Here is a 17,733-nt window from a genome sequence, read left to right as displayed (position 1 = left end):
CGCTTTTTACTATCTAATACTTTTTACTATCTAATAAAAGGGCCTAGGCTTGGCTTAGTGGTTTGCCAAGAATTGGCTCAGCCATCGCTGAGAGGAGCTCAACGGGAGTATTAAGGCTTTGTGCAATTTGCCCAGCCTTGCGGCCTGAGCGTGATAGCTTGATAGCTTCTCGCATAAGTAGACATGAAACCAGCTCATTGTGAGTGAATCCTAGGTATTCACATACCGAGTCAATATCTGTGATGGTGTCACCGGAGAGTAGTTTCGCCAGCTTTTCCTCATCGTGTTTGGCAAGGCCTGGGCTGGTGGATTTTGTATGTACTTTCATACCGTAGATCTGATCGGCAAGTACACGTAGTAAGTTGCCGGTTTTTCCAGCCATTGCGAGTTCATTGCCTTTGCGAGCTAATGTTGCCAGTTCACTACATACAGCAGTGATTAGCGGCGTCGCATTGAAGTAACCTGCATCTCGGCAAAGTTGCGGCTGGTGGTTGGCTGCTGCAAGTAAACGGGCAGAAAAAGAAACTTTATAGTATTCCGAGCCTGGCAGCACGGTAACGGCGTGGAGGCAATCGAAAGGAATATAGAAACCGCCGCCTGCTTTTACTGCAAATTCGTTTTTGCCTAAACGAATAAATGCACAGCCCTTGGTAACGAGCAGCATGTATGAGCATTGGCTCTTGCGTCGTGAGCCAACGTCAAGAAATGTCTGTTGAATATGGGAAAAGTCGATAGCCTGTTTCATAGTGATTCTCTTTCGAAGTAGCGGCGACATATTCTTCTGTTTTGCAGTATGGGTCAACTAACAGAAGACCTAAACCGAAAAATTGCTGTTTTTTTGAGTAGAAACGGTGTTGATGCAGCAGATTTCATAGCTTATATCAGGTAGAGTACAGGCTCATGCCTTGAATTGATCTGGTAAGACCTCCAACCATGTCTTTTATGTGGGCTTTTACGTTGGGTAATAGGAATAAAGTGCGTAAAATGGCACGGTTTTTCCATATGATGAAGCATAATTGTGCAAGCTGATAACGATATTTATAAAGAAATTCGCCCTTACAATGACGATGAAGTCAATGGGGCGATTAAGCGTCTGGTTAATGACAAAGAATTTATCAATGCAATTCTGAACTATCGCTTTCCGCAACTCTCAGGTGCGTTTGGTTGGTTGTTGACTCCTCTCATTAAGCATTTCTTGATTCGTAAATGGTCAAACGTTAATTCTGTCGCTGATGTTCAGCGTCAAGTTGCCAAGTATATGCATGGAACAATCAACCATTCATGTGATGGTGTTACCTATAGTGGGCTTGAGAAGCTAGATCCGGCCAAATCTTACCTTTTTGTTTCTAACCACCGTGATATTGCGATGGATCCTGCGATGGTTAACTGGTGTTTGTTCAATAACGGTTTTGAGACGGTTCGTATTGCAATCGGTGATAACTTATTGAAAAAGCCGTGTGCAACAGAGCTGATGAGGCTTAATAAGAGCTTTATCGTAAAGCGCTCTGTTAAGGCTCCGCGTGAAATGCTTAAGGCATTGTCTTTGCTTTCTAGCTACATTCGCCATTCACTGGAAACGGGTAATTCGATTTGGATTGCCCAGAAAGAAGGGCGAGCCAAAGACGGCAATGACAAAACAGATCCAGCCATTCTAAAAATGTTTCATGTGGAAGGTCGCAAGCGTAAAGTTGAATTTGGCGATTATATGGCTGAATTGAATATCGTGCCTGTGGCAATTTCTTATGAGAATGACCCGTGTGATTTGGCCAAAGCCAAAGAGTTGTATCAAAAGCAATCGCAGGGTAGTTATGAAAAAGGTGAATTTGAAGATATCGAAAGCATCATCCAAGGGATCGTTGGCCATAAGCGGCGTATCCATGTCAGCTTTGGTGATGTGATTCAGCCTGGATTCGCGACACCTGATGCGTTGGCTGAAGAGATTGATCGTCAGATCACCACAAACTATAAATTGTTTCCGGTCAATTATGTTGCCGCTGATCTTGAAGATGAATCAGTCACTGAAGATGAGAAGCAACGCTTTGCCGATAAATTGGCAGGTTTGCCACTAGGCGTCGCTGATATTCTCAAGCAAATGTACGCACTACCAGCGCGTAAAAAGCTTAACCTATAGTGTTTTGAGAAGGCTTTGCCTTTAAAATTTAGGTTCATTGTGGGGGCTAAGTGTCCTCACAATGGCCTTTGGTGAGATCACATCTACTCGTCTGTTCTGCCCATTTCCTTCCATAGGCTCACTGCTGCCAGCAGAAACGACTTGGATCCGTTCTTCATCAATCCCAAATACTGACGCTATGTAAATTGCGACGCTGAACGCCCGTTCGTAAGAAATCGCAATATTGTCATCTTCATCCGCGAAATCATCACCATGACCAACAATGATCACGTGTCTGTCGGGGTGTTGCCGAAGGCTAACCGCAATGGGATCGATAAGTAACTGAGTACTGGAGTCAAGTTCGAAATTGTTAGGCTCGAAATAGAGTGTTGTGCTCATCTCCGTTACTTCTGTGAGCATCACTTTGGCATCGGGTATGTTGCTGTCTTTAACTGTTTCCGACGAAGGTTGCTGGAGTGAAGGGGGATCTGTTGTGACGTTGTCACTGTTGTTGTCATTGCTGCACGCCGTTAGTATTACAATGACACTAACGGCGGCAAAATGTTTAATCCAACGACCTAATCGAAGCCCAGACATACCGGTTACCGCCTATGCGCGTTACACTGTCATCTTATAGGTTTAGTTGATCTGGTCGCGATAACAACTGCAGTATTGAGATGGACGCCGAGGGTAAAGCCGGTTTTAGCACTTAAGGCGCGATAACCTCAGGGGTATACGGGCGATAAGGAGGCTGTGCCATTCGCTCTGACATAAAGTCGATAAACGAACGAACTTTAGGAGCCAAGTATTTTCGCCGAGGGTAGACGGCATAGATCGGCAATTCGACATCTGCTTTCCATTCAGGCAGCAACTGCACTAATTGTCCTGTATTCAGTTCGTCCGTCATGAGATATGTAGCCAAATAGGCAACGCCTAAACCTGATTTAGCTGCATCAAGAACGGCTGGCGCGTTATCGATACGATAGTTTCCGCGAGCGCGTACCGATTGATGCACCCCGTCTCGGGTAAACTCCCAATTGATATATTTGCGCTCTCGGCTTTGGTAGGTAATGCAGTTGTGCTGGCGGAGATCGCCCGGTACCTGCGGGGCTCCGTTAGCGGCAATATATGCCGGCGATGCAACCACAACGAAATGACAATTCGACAAGCGACGCGCAACCATGCCTTCGGGTGGGTGTTCGTGAATTGCAATCCAGCAATCAAAGCCTTCTTCGAGGAGGTTAGGGCGATGGTCGAATAAGCTCACTTCCAATTCAAGCCCAGGGTATTGCTTTTGAAAATCAGCCAAAGCGGATGTGATATGGTGATTGCCAAATGACTGCGCAATACCAACTCGAAGTACCCCTTTGATTTCATTGCGGTAACCTGCCACTAAGGCTTCCGCCTCATTGACGGTATCAAGCAACTGCTGGCCGTATTCGGCATATTGTAAGCCGATATCAGTTAGCGCAACGGCTCGGGTGCTACGTTGAACCAGCTGGCAACCTAATCGTTCTTCCAAATAACGAATTTGTTTACTGACTTGAGATTTAGAAATACCAAGGCGCTCTGCGGCACGGGTGAAGTTCTGTTCATGACCAACGGTGGCCAAGATAACCATCTGTTGCAGATTTTCAAGCATAAGAATAACCAATCTTTGATGACCGCAAGATTATACCATTGATTATTGCAGTGTTACCTCCTGATGCAGGATTGTGGGTCTTCTTCACGTGTCATATCAAGGAAAGCAAGAGTTAATGGGATGCCACAAGTATTAATTGAATCGATATTAAGCATTAAAACCAACGATTTTATTAATTTTGCTGTCGGGATTATGATGAAATCCTCATTTGGAGGTTTTATTTTATGCTTAACGTATTGTGGCAATTTTTTACATTAGGTCTTTACAGTTTTGGCGGACCTGCTGCCCATATTGGTTATTTTCAGAGGGAGTTTGTTCAAAACAAGAAGTGGCTAACGGATACTGATTTCAACCAAGCTGTTGCCCTATGTCAGTTTTTACCCGGTCCTGCGAGTAGCCAGCTAGGTATGTATATAGGTTATAAAAAAGCCGGTTATATCGGTGCAATGGCGGCATTTGTCGGATTCACATTTCCCTCGTTCCTATTGCTTACATTTCTAGCTATTGGTAATCAGCATTACAACGATGTGGCTATTATCGATACCGTTATCCAGGCGGCAAAGCTATTGGCTGTTGTGGTTGTCGCGGATGCATTGTGGGGAATGGCAAAGAAAAACCTGACTAGTGTGCTAACTATATCGGCAGCAGGGCTAACGGGGGTATGGGTTTTCTTTAGTACGGGGCTGCTCGGGCAGATTCTGCCGATCCTCGTTGCTGCGTTGGTTGGTTTTCTTCTGTCGTTTCGACGTACGGAGTCGAGGGCGGTTGCTAACGCTGAACCGATTCGACCTAACATTTTCTTATTTACGGCGTTTGGTCTTCTTTTGTTGGTTTTGCCTCTTATAGGCAGTCAAAACGAATTCCTGACTTTGTTTAATGTATTTTATCAAGCGGGTAGCTTTGTTTTCGGGGGCGGGCATGTGGTATTGCCGTTGCTTGAGCCTATGCTAGAGGGGATGGTGACACCCGATACATTTTTGAGTGCTTATGCATCGGCGCAGTTGGTACCAGGTCCGATGTTTACAATGGCAAGTTATCTTGGGGCATCGGCGATTACCGATTCACCCGTGCTTGGCAGTCTAGTTGCAACCATTGGGGTTTTCTTGCCGGGGGCATTGTTGTTGTTTGCTTTTTTACCGGCATGGAGTGCGCTGTTTAGTCACGAGAAGTTAAAATCAGCCGTGATGTTGGTGAACGCATCTGTCGTAGGCTTGTTAGCCAGTGCACTGGTAAAACCGGTAATGATCAGTGCAATTGGAACAGTCTGGGATGTTCTCGCTGTTATTGTTGGCTTCTATTTGTTGAAATACCGTAATACGCCAGTATGGCTGTTGATTATGTTCTTTATTGCTTATCGTGTTGTTATTTAGTTTTGTTACTGATTTATCGGTTGAAATGCGGCTAAGTGCCGCATTTTTTTATATCTTTGATATCACCTCGATATCCTTCTTTAGGAGATAACGCATTGGCATCTAATGCACTATAACTTTATGATTGGTTATAGATATCTAATTCATTAAAAAATATAAGAATAGGCTAGTTTAGGTGCAAACGACTGCTCGTATCTTGCTGAATAATATAACTATTTATTACAGCTTAACAACGTGGTTAAGGTAGAGTTAAGTCAGGAGGGGTAGAGTTATAGCATATTCCACTCAATATAAGATGCCATGGACTTTAAAAAGAAAGTTCGTCCTAACTTAACGAACTATGACGTTATAGAAATCGTTCAGTATGAGCTTCAGCAGGCTGAAAAGCGGCTTTTCCGCCGTACTCTTGCACTCATTTTTACTGCCGTAATCAGCATGATGTTATTTATTGTTGTCTTTGTGAGTGCGCAGGAGCATATGGTTAAAGACCTGGCTGCAGGAGCGATGCGCAAGGCTTTTGAAGCAGAGAAGGCGATACATATAATTGACGAAGCGGCCGGCACAAATTTTCTTGAGCAATCACAAAGTGTAGCCGATTAAGCAAAGGGGGATACAAGAGCCCCCCTCGCATTGCGATACGGCTACATTTGAACGACCAGCGTGTGATTCTTGATCAAAAGCTCAGGTCGTGCTGTCTTTAATGCGGCTTGTTTGAAATCGTCCTCGTTTAGACGATAAACAGGGCGTGTAAGCAGGAACTGGCCGACCATTTCAACAATAGGGCTGAGTAGTGCTTTTGTCGGTACGTTTAAGTTGTTAGGTTGGATATCAAGATTTTCGACTTCCAGGTTTTTTAGGAAGATCGCGCCTTCGTCCTTATCATAGTACGGGATGGCGCTGAAATTCACGTTCAGGGCAAGCTCTTGGCTAGGTTGATTGTAGATGGTTACTTTAGCCTTTGATTTCGCATCTAAGTTGATTCGATCAGCCGATACGCGGCCTATGCCAACCGTTATATCATTGAATTTGATATTGGCATAGGCAACTCCCTTGATACCTACTGTGCGCTCAACTTTTGTTTTTTTATCAAGATAGCTTTGGATATCTCCTTCCGTGACGCTGTAACTAGCGCATGAGCAAAGTAAGACTGGAATAATTAGGGTAGTTAGGATACGAGACATCTTCTTCACGAAAAATCACTCTATTTCAGGGTTTGTTAATAGAGTATCTTTGATTTCAGAATCGATGTTTGGTTCATGATTGAGACAAATATTTTGATGTAGTATCAATCAGAATGAGCATCACTTATTTCACGTCAGCCTCGCTAGGGACTACAAGCAGTATTTGAATTCATCTTTGTAGAGTTCATGCAATTTATCTTGGTATTTTCGACCTTTTTTTAAGCTGTAGCCACCACGCATTTTTTTCTGGATTTTTTCTATTTTTTCTTTTGTTTTGACGCATTGTTGTTTGCGTTTTTTTATCTTGTTCGCTTCAGCAAAATTTGGGACAAGTAGAATGGTAACCATCATAGTGACAAGCCAATAGCGTTTTTTCATCATATTTATCCATTTTGTGAATAGTGTTAAGACTATATAGATTTATTATGCATGGGTACGAATTGAACTATGCTGTTTGCGAAGAACTCTATGGCTAGGGTGAAAGAGTAAATTCTTATTTACTTCAGATATTGATGAGAGAGGCCATTATTTTTTTGATACAAGAGATTGGATCTGGCTGGGTTGTTATATGGGAACAAAAAAAGCACCAGACGGTGCTTTTTTGTATTGCGTATCGCTTGGTTAAGCGGTTTCAGCAAATAAGACTTCAATATTGTAATTTTCACGACTTAGTACATTCTTAAGTTTCTTCAGTGAGCTTACTTGTAGCTGACGAATACGTTCTCGTGTGAGGCCGACTTCATCGGCAACTTGCTGAAGCGTTTGTGCTTCATAACCCATGAGACCAAAGCGACGACACAGAATTTCACGATCACGCGCATTGAGTGTTTCGAGCATTGATACAGCCAGTCGGCTGATATCAGCTCGATTCAGTTCATTGTCAGGTTCATTGCTATCATTATCGGCAATGAATGCAGACATAGTCTGCGAGTTTGAGTTATCACTGATCTGCTGATCGATAGAAACGACAGGAGCATCATAGGCAAGTACACTTGAAATCTCATCGACACTACGATCAAGTTTCTCTGCTACTTCTTCGTGAGTAGGCTCTTGATTATTATGCTTTTGTAGTTGTTTATGTGTTCGTAATATCGTATTTATTTCTTTGGACACATGAACAGGGAGTCGGATTGTACGTGCCTGATTATGAATAGCACGTTCTATAGTCTGTTTGATCCACCATGTTGCGTAGGTCGAAAAACGGAATCCACGCTCAGGGTCAAATTTCTCTACTGCGGTAATTAATCCGATATTGCCTTCATCGATAAGGTCGCTGAGTAGCATACCGCTACTGCGATATTTTTTTGCGATGCTAACAACGAGTCGTAAATTACTTTCGATCATTTTTGCTTTAGCAATCTCATCGCCACGTAGGCTTTTACGACTGTAGAATATTTCTTCGTGTTTAGTAAGCAGTGGTTTGTGCGCAATTTCTTGAAGATACAGATGAATGACATCAGCATCAAAACCATGTACTTCGTGCGATTTGATATCCATATCTTTACCCCTAATTGATAACACCAAGCAAATGTTGTTCTTTTGTATATTTATGTTACACAATCACACTATCACGATCGTGTTGCATATACCATTACGGAATTATCAAATTTAGGATAAAAACGATAATCTCTTGAAATGAACCTTTGACAAAGTTGATATCTATGAAATGTTATATTTAAGCGGGTTAAAATTCTGAAATATTGATATAGATCGGCTGAAATTACTGTAGTTGTTACTATTATCAGTACAAGCTGTCTATAAAGATGGACTATTTTCACTGAAAAAATGTGACTTTGCTCGATAATTATTATCTAGAATAAAGTCGATGTGTCACTTTTTTGACATGAATTTATAGATATATTTTGTTACATACGACAAAAAAATGAGGGGTAGAGCAAGCCATATGCCCAATGGTTATATGGCTTGGAAGGTTTTGTGTGACAAAGATGCTAAAATTTTATGGCTTTGATGAAAAGGAAGATGGGCTGTTTCTTCAATTGCAGATAGCGCTCAAGGTCTTTATCTTTAACACTCTCTGCAACTTCTCCTTCTTTTATTAGAGCAATATGAAAGCCCGCGTGTAAAAGAGACTGCGATATATCTGTTAGCGAACGGCGATAGAAACTCACTTCAACTGGAACACCAATAGTATCCCAACTCTGATGGATCAATTCTGTTGCGTAGTAGTCACCCGTGGGTGAATCTTCAAAATCAAGCCAGGGGTGGTGAGTCGAAAAAACCAAATAGCCACTAGGCTTAAGAACGCGACTAACTTCTTTAAAAAATGATTCAATATCATGAAGATAATGAAGAGTTAGTGGACAAATTGCGAAATCATAGCTGGCATTTGACTCTTGCGGTAAGCCGAGTGATAAATCTTGCTGATATGCATTTAATAATGCTGAGTTTTGCACGCGTTGTTTTAAGATTTCGAGCATAGCAGGAGATGTATCGACGGCAGTCACTTTTGCTGCACCTTTCTCGAATAGGTATTGAGTGTAAGGCCCTGAACCACAGCCTAAATCAAGAACGTGCTTGCCTGATATATCATCGAGCATGGATTGTAGAGTAGGGCGATCTATGTGTGCATTGTAGATATTGTCTGCTATTGCTTCATCGTAACTTGATGCGTGTTCACCATACATTTTGCTGTTCATTTTAAAAGTCCGCAATCTATCTGTAGATGCGCAGTATTATATACTCAAGCAGCCTAGTGGTAATACGCTCTTGAGCATTTCTTGTTCTCTCTTAGTTGCGCAATAGCCTCAGACTTTTTTCGCATTTTTTTCTGTTGGTGTTTCGAAGATACGTCGTATTTAGACTGTATATCACTCATCATTTGAACGTAGGTATCACAGGGCAAATGGGCATACTGACGTTTATACTGTTTTACACTTGCACCCCATGATATCGGTGATATTAACAAAGATAAGATGATTAATAAGAGTGATGTGCGCATAAGACACCTTCTTTTTATTCGATTATTTTCTTTTTTATTGTTACAGAATCAGTACTAAAGTATCGATGTGTAATTTGGTTATCCATTGGGTTTACTTGATTTTTTAGAAGTGGTTCACAGGTAATTCTTAGCAGTGAAGCTATTGGTATAAACTATATCGAGAGCGCATCTATATATTTCATGTCTAATCATGAAATCATATCAAAAATTTGTTGGCAAAGAGAATTTACTTTACCAGATATTACCGTAACAGCTTGGTTTTTTTACCTTTTTAATAAAGTTTTATTATTGATAATAGCGCGACATGACTCAGGTTATTGATGTTGAAATTACTGATACAAATAATTTAATTTGAGACCTAGACCTAATTTGTGTCAAAAGTGGAAGTTTTCTGATGATCCACTTGCTACAACATTCTCATGACGAAACATCATGAAGAGGTTGATATGATTGAAGAGAAAAAATTAGACGACGAGCCATGCCCAGTATGTAATCAGTGCGATGAGTACTTAGTATTGGATGAACGAGATACCGTGATTTGTCTATGTGGTGCTATTCTAAAACAACCTACATACCATTAACGATATACCAAAGATATTCAGATGAAGGACTTAGAACGCTCTCAGCATAGTCTATTTCAGGATGAAAAATACCTGCATAGATTGTGCTGAGTAAATCTATTTGAAGCTCTGTGTTTTTCCAATCATGCCCCGCAGAAAATCGAATTTATTTTCTGGAATCTTTTTGTTGAGTGAATGGATAATGTTCTATGTGAATGAAAAAAAGCGACCTAGTTGTTGACATGGTGTTTATAACAATAGAACCAATCTAGGCCGCAAAAACAAATGTTAGAGCTAGTTCTGACTAACCTACGTAAACAAATTCAATGTGAAAATACTCAACAGTACAAATGCGGTTGTAACCGCATAAGTCCGCGGCTAAATCATGAAGGATTTATTTTTCTTCCACACATATCACAGATATGCAGTATTCAAACAGAAAATATGCGCAATAGGTCACCTATGGTGAGATGATTGTTTGCAAAGAAAAGTTTCTGATAAGTATTAAACGATAGGGAAAAGAAACGTCACAAGGAATGATATGAAGAAAATAGTGATTACTTTATTTTTGTCGATGTTAAGTGTGATGTCATCAGCCAGCGATTTGGGGCCTGTAGAGATGCTCGACGGGAAAGTATTAATGTTGACGCCCTATAAATTTAAAGAGATGAGCGATGAACAAATTAAGGCTCATTTTGGTTCGAAATCACAAAGGCCAGATGAAGTATTAAGCAACGAATCAGGCGATGTGATGCTGATGTATAGCTACACGCAAGATCCCATTAGCTCTAAGTACTTCCGTTATCAACATCGTTCTCTTTCCAAGAAAGTACACAAAGGTATGCCGCCAGGATCAAAATGGATAAGAGATCAGGTTATAGAGCAAAATGGTAATGATTTTATTGTCATGGAGTTTATTCTTCCGACAATAGGCAATCGTATGTCACAACATCTTATAGTATATGGTGCATCGGTAAATGAACGTTTTTTGACAATTCATTTTACTACCAGTATCGAATTAGCAGATGAATGGCTACCAAAAGGGAAAGAGATGATGGAATCGATCTTCATATTAAAGTAGAGTGAAAGTTCTATGTGTTTTGAAGGACTTAAATGGGAATTAAGTATGTATCAGCTTTACTACTATCCGAATAACGCAAGTTTGGCTCCGCATTTTTTTCTTCATCATATGCGACTTGACTATGATCTTGTTTTAGTTGATAAAAAATCAAATTGGCATAAATCACCCGAATATCTGAAACTAAATCCGGCAGGGCGGATTCCAACGTTGGTTGATAATGGCCAGCCTATTTTCGAAAGCGCTGCTATTTGTATCCACCTCTGTGAGCAACATCCTGAGTATCAATTAATCCCCCCACTGGGATCTCCCAAAAGACCATTGTTTTATCAGTGGCTGGCATTCTTGAATAATACATTGCAACCACAACTGATGGTTCGCTATTACCCGCATCGTAATATAAAGGATGAGCAAAGCATACCGGCACTTATTGCGGCACAAGACGAGCGTATAGCCGAATCACTATCAATCATAGATGACCAACTTGCTGACAATGTATATCTGCTTGGCAGCGAGATCTCAGCCTGTGACTTCTTTTTGTTTATGCTTGCTGAATGGTCATTACCTGTTGCGAGATCGCCGCTTACATTCCCACACTTGGCTGGGTATTTAAAACGTATGTGTGAACATTCAACAGTAAAAGCCGTATGCGAAATTGAAGGGATGGATCTGACACCATTCAAGGCTGAAATTTAATGATAGGAAAAACGTATGGAAACATGCGGTAAGTGCCGCCATTTTTCACGTACTAAAATGAGTACGAAAGATCTATGCGGTGCATGGGAAATGCCAACAACCGCCAAACGGGAAGCTTGTGGCTTTTATATCCCCAAGGTAACAAGCAAAGAAAAGCGTGCTGATACGATAGCCAACTAAGTAGAGAGGTTAAACGTGCCGGGTGAATTTGTTGAACTTAAGGTTGATGAACAAACCACAATTGCCAAAATCTATCAGAAGGGAGGAGGTAAACCTTGCTCTCTAGTTATAGCTATTCATGGTGATTGTCCCACTGGACCTGCCTCGTATCAGAATACTTTTGCCAGAATGATTGCGGATAACGCGAACCATGTTATTGCTGTCGGTTTACTTCGGCCTGGTTATAAAGATGGGCAAGGGCATAAATCAAGCGGTCGGCGTGGTTTTACCGTTGGCGATAATTACGATCGAAAAAGAATCCAACAGTTAGCCAACGCCATAGAGCTACTCAAACAACGTTTTAATCCGGCAAAGGTCATAATTGCTGGCCATTCAGGTGGTGCAGCTATAACGGGAAAGCTAATTGCTTACTATCCGGATATTGCTCATTCGGCGATTATCGTATCGTGCCCATCAGACATAAACCCCTGGCGTAGGGATATGTTGAGATATTTAAAGTATCCACTATTCTGGGGAAAATTGAAGAGAACCTCACCGATAGAGTTAACTCAATATATTTCTGATCGCACTGATATTCATGTTATTTGTGGTAGTGATGATCCGGTCACGAAACCATATCTGAGCGTCAATTATGTTAATAAACTGAAAGAGCACAATAAGACTGTGAAGTACGATGAAATTACTGGCGACCACGATATTTTCCTTAATGAGTTTGTGATTTCTTCGGTACTACAGAAAATTGAGCAGAACGAGTAAATCCCATTAACTCATTAAAGCCGATACTCACCAACATCAGTGACAACGTCACGAAATTACTAAATTCGCCTTACAATAGTTTGTCTTAACGACTCTTCACCACGTTGGTCATAACGCTGTGTTGTGGATAGAGAACTATGGCCAAGTACTTGGCTGACAGAGAGCAAGTCGAAATTTTGGCTAAGCAAATTTGTCGCCAATGAATGTCGAAAATCATGCGGAGAGATAGTCCGATGAAATCCATGTTGGCTTAACCATTTACAAATATCATTGATTGTTTGGGTGCTGATCTTCTTTCCTGTGGGTACTTTGGATTTTGAAATCCCGCAGAAAATGGGTTCTTTCGCAATATTCGTATCGGTAGTCATAATGCTATTGCGCACCGATAACCAATTATTGAGTTTTTTGATCATCTCACCATTTTGATCAAAATAGATATTACGCTCTTTGTTACCCTTACCGATAATATTAATACAGCCACGGCTCCAATCGATGCATCCCATAGACAGCGATATAATTTCAGAACGACGTAAACCGGTTTCATACAAGACTGAAAAGATTGCTTGATCTCGTATGGCGCGAACTGGGTTAGGGTGGGTGCTAGCAATATTCAGTATCTTATCGAGATCTTGATAGCTGATATATCGCCCCGATGTTTTTCGTGAGCCTCTTGGAAGTTTGATGGCCTTGATTCTCTGTAAGCGCTCAACAGTAATATTCTCTGCTAACCAATGGTGTTCGGCCACACCTCTGATCATTCGAAACAAATTGTCTGCGGTAGCGGGGCTGTAGTCTCTTTCTTTTTCACCGTTCAAAATTACACCCTGATCAAGGTATTCACTAATCGTTGCCTTAACGACGGGGGCCGTGAGCAAGCCATCCCAATCAAAACGGTGGATGCACGAAGTAATACAAAAAGTGCTAAAACCTTCTAGCGCCTGATGAGCGGTTAGGCTTATCTCATCCTCACTTATAACAGGAGTAAAAGCGGGCATTGATTCAGGTAGCCAGCCGTATTCTAGTGGTTCAATGCTATCAAGATCTGATTTCGATAACTGACTAACAGATTGTGCCCATTGGCTTTCAGTAAGATAGCCAGCATTTATCGCCGCCCGAGCAACAGCATGGATACCTTCAATAACAGGGGTTAAATGCATATTGAGGTAAGGTTGTTCCACATCGACTCTACGACCAGTATAAAACGCTTTTTGTTGTGCTTTGTATCGAAGAAAACCAGCGATAGCCCGCTGGGTCAAATTCGGGTCGGTTAGCAGAACGAGCCAATCCATTTTGTTTACCGAACCACCAATGAGAAATCGACAAAACCGCTCAAGCATAAATCGGGCATTTGCCCGGCCGCCGGTCGTATTGGTCGCCGCCAACGAGTTGATATAACTCAGTGCCGGATTGGATACGGCTTCATGAATACGACTGATATGACGACCCACTGCAGAGCCAGTTTTAAGCGATGCCGGGAGTTGGTAATTATTATAGAGCGCTGACATAAAATAATGAGGAATATATTATCTGCTATAAGAGATATTATATAAGATAATATTCTCATGTAATAGATAAAATACATAATTAAGCTAAAACAGAATAGGGCTTAATTAATTGAAGATTAAAGCCAAATAAACAATATTCAATTTTAGCCATAACAGAGAATATAAGATCATGACTATGAGGTTAGCTACTCATTTTGAGTTTTGTTTATTATGGTGCTATTTAGGCACATTTCTTCTTATACAATGGGACACCAACAGAGTTCGCGTGAGTGCCAGATTGCACAAGATGAAAATTGTGTGGTTGCCACAACTTCCTATTAATGCACGACACTTCGATCTTTGTTTGTATCTCTTAAGATCAATCAAGCGATCATGACAGATCACGCGATCTTTCAGGTATGCTGAGTCAGTTTGAAATGTAAAACTGCCCAACGCCGAGAGGTAAAGCGATTGAGTCGATTGACAAAACTCGTTAGGCATATTTTTATACTCAACAACGTCGTCTGTGTAACTTGCCAGTAGAACTAATCTCTCTGTTTTACAATAAACATCTGTTGAGTTTATTTATAAGCCAAAATCATCCACACAAACTACCAATAAAATCCTAAATGATAAAAGTGTGACGGTGTCACAAGTGGGTTATCGGGATGTGATTTGGTTGATTTTGTATCGATGTGGTTGAAACATCCTCACAAGAAGTGCAACTCACTGCGCTGGAATAGGGGATGTTTTAATATGAGGTGATTATAGAAGTGTATGAATGTACATAGCTATTGGTGTGTTTTGTTATAAGTCACTGTTTTAATGGTATTTTATCAAGATATCTCAGTTACTGTTGCAAACAGTGTAAAAATATAAAACCACTATAAACTTAACAGCTTCAATCTAATAGCCATACGGAAAAATGATAATTTGGCGGGCAGTTAAGATGACTTGCTATGTTATGCCTCGTATTGATCCGAATCACTGCTTAAACGAGCCAAAACTTGTTCCCAAGATTCATAGCATGAAGTTATCGGGTAAGGCGCTTGCTCTGACCTGCCTGACCAAGTTAGATGAATAATATAAAACTTACCCTCGGAAGTAATAAGTATTTCATCTTGATCCTCTCTCTTTGCTAATAGCTCAATACTAGACTTAATCCAATCAACATTTTGATCAGAGAATTCAGTTATTAATTCAGAGACTAATGATTCTGCGTGGCGAGTAGGAAATTCTTTGATATCACACCAAGGCTCTTTGTACATTTTAACTCCTAAGGTATAGCGCCGGGCATAAGGTGCGCCATAATAAATTCACCAGCGCACTATATTCCATGCAAAAACTGCTGAGTATAACCAGTCATCTTGATGCCTTTAGGCACAACTCACAAGTCTATACCGCACTCTTTCTGAATGATTTTCTTTGCTAAAACTGTTACATCTTTGAACTGATTCATTGAACCATATTGACTGTAATACGGCTTTACTTGGTCACATGAACCACGGATTGATAATGCTAGCCGTAAAAAAGCAACTGAATCACTTGGATCCATATCCAACTGCTTAAGAGCTACTTCCATTGCATCATCTAAATGATGGTTTAAATAATATTGCTCATACTGTTTTGAAAGTAAATGATATCCTGCCGTAACATCTTCTCCGTCAGATGCTACTACCGAAAAAGACGCAAAACAAATTATGGCACCACTAAGAATCTCAAACCACTTGGTACTTTTGCCAAGAAGTCTTTTCATTAACCAGGATGAATTGTTGAACAACCAGCTGAACATTTCCATGTAGTCTTATATTCCCTGTGTATAAACAGAGTCACTCATAGTTCTTACCTCATCAAAAAACATTTTTGTCTAGGCAATGATAATACGCAAGCGACAGTATATAGAAATCAAAAGATATTGCCCACCAGGCCAAAGATCTGTCTATCAAACCGATCGGATCCGCTTGGGGATGCGATAACGGCAAATACCCCAAACCGCTAAAAGTGGTGTACGAGGAAGTGGCCGAGCATACCAGCACTGCCGGAAAAGCTGCTAGGTATCACTGCAAAATCTTGAGGCTAGTGTGCAAGTTCGGGTTGCACTGCATCAATATGTTCCAGCGTGGGCAGGAAGTATCGAAAACTATCATTGATAACTGCCAATTTTTGCCTGTGTGATGATGCAAAAGGCCGAGCTGAGGCAATCACCAAACTCAAAAAGCTCGAGTACATCTTGTAGGATGGTAAGGCGTGGAAGGAGGGAGTTATTTGTTGGTAAAGTTGTTATCGCAGCCAATATCACATAATTCATAAATAACTCTTTATGTAAATGTAATTTCACACAAAATGGTAGTTCTTAATTGTACATAGCGTGAGATTAAAATGACTTATAAGAATGTTTCGATAATGTGTTTTTTGTGCATGTTAGCTGGATGTTCAGCTCCTACATTAAAATTAGTAAATCACGTTGGTCCAGTGACATATGGTGATAATTTTGAATATAGCTCTAAAGATACAGGAAATAGCCTGACGGTTGTTGCTTTTCGAAGTGTTCATAGATTCATCCCAAATACAAAAGCTGATTACCAAGAATGCGCTGATATTTTAAATCTAGTTGCTAATAAGCCAATACCAGTATCATGGGATAACGTTAATATTACTGCACATGAATACAATGGAATAAGTGGCATTTCAAACACAACATGTAGTTATATATTTGACAAATAGAATTATGAGCAATGTCACATAATTAATATCTTTTTAAAGCTGTTCTATCAATAATAAATCACTCATAAATTTAATGATTTACAAGGGGGGCTTCGGATGTGATCTTGTTCTTTTAATACAGAGGATTTGACTGTGAATACGTTAGAAAATTATCTAGATAAAGATATGTTACTTGTGAAGTTAAACTTCTGGACTCCAGCACGAAGCACACCTGAAATAGCCCATAGAGAAGTTGAATATTATATTTCAATTTTTGTTGACTTAAAGGATAAATTTAAAGAAGTCGAAGGCATTTACTGCACTCTTATTGATTTTGAAAGGGTATTTAGTGATGTAAATGTTGATATTGAAGTTAGAACTAAATTATCAAAATTGCTTAAGCATAAATTGAGAGAACAAATAAATATGCTTTAGACCATATTTCCTAAAGCCCGCAAGTCTGTAGGATTAACGGGCTTTTTTCGTTTGCCTTGCTGGTTGCGGGTGCTGTGGTCTGGACATCGAACAACGTTGATGCCGTTGAAGACGAAATCGGGTAAGAGGGCGAGATGGAATTTGATTCACCCAACGGATCAATGGGATAGGTAACCTTAAGTCTGTGACTTTGAGAGTTTTCTTGGTTCTTGCCACGCAAATATATCATCGATTTCGCTGGGCGATTCACGTACTGCCCGGTGCATGTCCTTGGGATAACGCGCCGGTTTGGCAAAGTGCTGGTTGAAATCAGCGATGAAGTCGGGGAGCCATGCATTCGCTTGCTCGATAGTATCGATTCTTCTTTAACTAAGCGATCATGTAAGGTTTTGTTGGCTCGCTCGACACGGCCTTTAGCTTGTGAACTGTTGGCACAAATAAGCTCGATATTACGGTCTTGAAGAACTCGACCAAATTGGGTGAGTCGGTCGGTTTGCGCATCACGCTTACTGACATGGAAAACAGCATGGCGATCGCTGTAAAACGCAGTCGGTTTACTATGTTGGTCAATATATTCAC

19 protein-coding genes and 1 pseudogene are annotated in these 17,733 nt (G+C 40.7%); 9 read left to right on the top strand and 11 right to left on the bottom strand.

All coding sequences use genetic code 11. From position 1 onward, the window contains the following. Positions 1–43: 43 nt before the first annotated feature. Positions 44–745: a hypothetical protein gene (locus ABT56_RS19465; RefSeq protein ID WP_047880586.1), complete on the bottom strand. Its 702-nt coding sequence runs from the start codon at positions 743–745 to the stop codon at positions 44–46. A 273-nt stretch (positions 746–1,018) separates the two neighbouring features. Here ABT56_RS19465 and ABT56_RS19460 point away from each other — a divergent pair, with 273 nt between their 5' ends. Then, complete coding sequence (locus ABT56_RS19460) at positions 1,019–2,131, top strand: 1-acyl-sn-glycerol-3-phosphate acyltransferase (protein ID WP_047880585.1); 1,113 nt, start codon at positions 1,019–1,021, stop codon at positions 2,129–2,131. A gap of 21 nt (positions 2,132–2,152) precedes the next feature. On the opposite strand, the gene ABT56_RS19455 is transcribed toward ABT56_RS19460, so the two are convergent. Next, positions 2,153–2,707 carry an OmpA family protein gene (locus ABT56_RS19455; protein ID WP_047880584.1) on the bottom strand — a complete coding sequence of 185 codons (555 nt, stop codon included), beginning with the start codon at positions 2,705–2,707 and terminating at the stop codon, positions 2,153–2,155. A 112-nt stretch (positions 2,708–2,819) separates the two neighbouring features. Then, positions 2,820–3,752 carry a LysR family transcriptional regulator gene (locus ABT56_RS19450; RefSeq protein WP_047880583.1) on the bottom strand — a complete coding sequence of 311 codons (933 nt, stop codon included), beginning with the start codon at positions 3,750–3,752 and terminating at the stop codon, positions 2,820–2,822. Between the two features lie 224 nt (positions 3,753–3,976). Here ABT56_RS19450 and chrA point away from each other — a divergent pair, with 224 nt between their 5' ends. Then, positions 3,977–5,122: a chromate efflux transporter gene (gene chrA / locus ABT56_RS19445; protein WP_047880582.1), complete on the top strand. Its 1,146-nt coding sequence runs from the start codon at positions 3,977–3,979 to the stop codon at positions 5,120–5,122. Positions 5,123–5,422: 300 nt separating this feature from the next. Beyond that, positions 5,423–5,722, top strand: a complete 300-nt coding sequence (locus ABT56_RS19440; protein WP_047880581.1) for a hypothetical protein — start codon at positions 5,423–5,425, stop codon at positions 5,720–5,722. A 41-nt stretch (positions 5,723–5,763) separates the two neighbouring features. Here the strand turns inward: ABT56_RS19440 and ABT56_RS19435 are convergent, their stop codons facing one another. The 4 genes from ABT56_RS19435 to ABT56_RS19420 form a co-directional block, all read right to left on the bottom strand. After that, positions 5,764–6,303, bottom strand: coding sequence for a YceB family lipoprotein (locus ABT56_RS19435; RefSeq protein ID WP_047880580.1), 540 nt, complete (start codon positions 6,301–6,303; stop codon positions 5,764–5,766). Between the two features lie 150 nt (positions 6,304–6,453). Then, positions 6,454–6,684 carry a hypothetical protein gene (locus tag ABT56_RS19430; protein ID WP_205626107.1) on the bottom strand — a complete coding sequence of 77 codons (231 nt, stop codon included), beginning with the start codon at positions 6,682–6,684 and terminating at the stop codon, positions 6,454–6,456. 240 nt (positions 6,685–6,924) lie between these two features. After that, entirely contained in the window at positions 6,925–7,800 is an 876-nt protein-coding gene (rpoS, locus tag ABT56_RS19425; RefSeq protein ID WP_047880578.1) for an RNA polymerase sigma factor RpoS, read from the bottom strand. Between the two features lie 452 nt (positions 7,801–8,252). After that, positions 8,253–8,960 (bottom strand): class I SAM-dependent methyltransferase, encoded by a 708-nt coding sequence (locus ABT56_RS19420; protein WP_240478360.1) that lies wholly within the window; start codon positions 8,958–8,960, stop codon positions 8,253–8,255. Between the two features lie 1,403 nt (positions 8,961–10,363). Between ABT56_RS19420 and ABT56_RS19415 the strand changes: the two genes are divergently transcribed. The 4 genes from ABT56_RS19415 to ABT56_RS23410 are packed head-to-tail and all read left to right on the top strand — an operon-like array spanning position 10,364 to position 12,532. After that, on the top strand, positions 10,364–10,903 hold the full coding sequence (locus tag ABT56_RS19415) for a hypothetical protein (RefSeq protein WP_047880576.1): 540 nt from the start codon (positions 10,364–10,366) through the stop codon (positions 10,901–10,903). 45 nt (positions 10,904–10,948) lie between these two features. After that, entirely contained in the window at positions 10,949–11,596 is a 648-nt protein-coding gene (locus ABT56_RS19410; RefSeq protein ID WP_047880575.1) for a glutathione S-transferase family protein, read from the top strand. A gap of 57 nt (positions 11,597–11,653) precedes the next feature. Next, positions 11,654–11,776 carry a hypothetical protein gene (locus ABT56_RS24605; RefSeq protein ID WP_276203191.1) on the top strand — a complete coding sequence of 41 codons (123 nt, stop codon included), beginning with the start codon at positions 11,654–11,656 and terminating at the stop codon, positions 11,774–11,776. A 15-nt stretch (positions 11,777–11,791) separates the two neighbouring features. Next, entirely contained in the window at positions 11,792–12,532 is a 741-nt protein-coding gene (locus tag ABT56_RS23410; protein ID WP_053062575.1) for an alpha/beta hydrolase family protein, read from the top strand. Between the two features lie 59 nt (positions 12,533–12,591). Here ABT56_RS23410 and ABT56_RS19400 read toward each other — a convergent pair whose 3' ends face one another. The 3 genes from ABT56_RS19400 to ABT56_RS19390 all read right to left on the bottom strand — a co-directional run bounded on the left by ABT56_RS19400 (position 12,592) and on the right by ABT56_RS19390 (position 15,814). After that, positions 12,592–13,980 carry a tyrosine-type recombinase/integrase gene (locus ABT56_RS19400; RefSeq protein ID WP_169753952.1) on the bottom strand — a complete coding sequence of 463 codons (1,389 nt, stop codon included), beginning with the start codon at positions 13,978–13,980 and terminating at the stop codon, positions 12,592–12,594. 998 nt (positions 13,981–14,978) lie between these two features. Continuing rightward, positions 14,979–15,284: a hypothetical protein gene (locus ABT56_RS19395; protein ID WP_047880573.1), complete on the bottom strand. Its 306-nt coding sequence runs from the start codon at positions 15,282–15,284 to the stop codon at positions 14,979–14,981. A gap of 119 nt (positions 15,285–15,403) precedes the next feature. Further along, entirely contained in the window at positions 15,404–15,814 is a 411-nt protein-coding gene (locus ABT56_RS19390; RefSeq protein ID WP_047880572.1) for a hypothetical protein, read from the bottom strand. 581 nt (positions 15,815–16,395) lie between these two features. Here ABT56_RS19390 and ABT56_RS24085 point away from each other — a divergent pair. Both ABT56_RS24085 and ABT56_RS19385 read left to right on the top strand, forming a co-directional pair. Then, positions 16,396–16,740 carry a hypothetical protein gene (locus ABT56_RS24085; RefSeq protein ID WP_157037924.1) on the top strand — a complete coding sequence of 115 codons (345 nt, stop codon included), beginning with the start codon at positions 16,396–16,398 and terminating at the stop codon, positions 16,738–16,740. A 132-nt stretch (positions 16,741–16,872) separates the two neighbouring features. After that, the gene (locus tag ABT56_RS19385) at positions 16,873–17,154 is read left to right on the top strand and encodes a hypothetical protein (RefSeq protein WP_047880571.1); all 282 of its coding nucleotides are present in this window, start codon (positions 16,873–16,875) and stop codon (positions 17,152–17,154) included. Between the two features lie 179 nt (positions 17,155–17,333). Here the strand turns inward: ABT56_RS19385 and ABT56_RS24270 are convergent. Beyond that, a pseudogene (locus ABT56_RS24270) lies at positions 17,334–17,733 on the bottom strand (transposase family protein); the annotation flags it as partial.

The organism is Photobacterium aquae (assembly GCF_001029445.1).
In the GTDB taxonomy this organism is placed as follows: domain Bacteria; phylum Pseudomonadota; class Gammaproteobacteria; order Enterobacterales; family Vibrionaceae; genus Photobacterium; species Photobacterium aquae.
Note: the sequence above shows the minus strand (reverse complement) of the source record. Positions and strands in the feature narration are given on the sequence as shown.

Coding starts and splice junctions, on each gene's coding strand:
- ABT56_RS19465 (WP_047880586.1), bottom strand. CDS start 745: ATGAAACAGGCTATCGACTTTTCCCATATTCAACAGACATTTCTTGAC.
- ABT56_RS19455 (WP_047880584.1), bottom strand. CDS start 2,707: ATGTCTGGGCTTCGATTAGGTCGTTGGATTAAACATTTTGCCGCCGTT.
- ABT56_RS19450 (WP_047880583.1), bottom strand. CDS start 3,752: ATGCTTGAAAATCTGCAACAGATGGTTATCTTGGCCACCGTTGGTCAT.
- chrA (WP_047880582.1), top strand. CDS start 3,977: ATGCTTAACGTATTGTGGCAATTTTTTACATTAGGTCTTTACAGTTTT.
- ABT56_RS19440 (WP_047880581.1), top strand. CDS start 5,423: ATGGACTTTAAAAAGAAAGTTCGTCCTAACTTAACGAACTATGACGTT.
- ABT56_RS19435 (WP_047880580.1), bottom strand. CDS start 6,303: ATGTCTCGTATCCTAACTACCCTAATTATTCCAGTCTTACTTTGCTCA.
- ABT56_RS19430 (WP_205626107.1), bottom strand. CDS start 6,684: ATGATGAAAAAACGCTATTGGCTTGTCACTATGATGGTTACCATTCTA.
- rpoS (WP_047880578.1), bottom strand. CDS start 7,800: ATGGATATCAAATCGCACGAAGTACATGGTTTTGATGCTGATGTCATT.
- ABT56_RS19420 (WP_240478360.1), bottom strand. CDS start 8,960: ATGAACAGCAAAATGTATGGTGAACACGCATCAAGTTACGATGAAGCA.
- ABT56_RS19415 (WP_047880576.1), top strand. CDS start 10,364: ATGAAGAAAATAGTGATTACTTTATTTTTGTCGATGTTAAGTGTGATG.
- ABT56_RS19410 (WP_047880575.1), top strand. CDS start 10,949: ATGTATCAGCTTTACTACTATCCGAATAACGCAAGTTTGGCTCCGCAT.
- ABT56_RS24605 (WP_276203191.1), top strand. CDS start 11,654: ATGAGTACGAAAGATCTATGCGGTGCATGGGAAATGCCAACAACCGCC.
- ABT56_RS19395 (WP_047880573.1), bottom strand. CDS start 15,284: ATGTACAAAGAGCCTTGGTGTGATATCAAAGAATTTCCTACTCGCCAC.
- ABT56_RS19390 (WP_047880572.1), bottom strand. CDS start 15,814: ATGGAAATGTTCAGCTGGTTGTTCAACAATTCATCCTGGTTAATGAAA.
- ABT56_RS24085 (WP_157037924.1), top strand. CDS start 16,396: ATGACTTATAAGAATGTTTCGATAATGTGTTTTTTGTGCATGTTAGCT.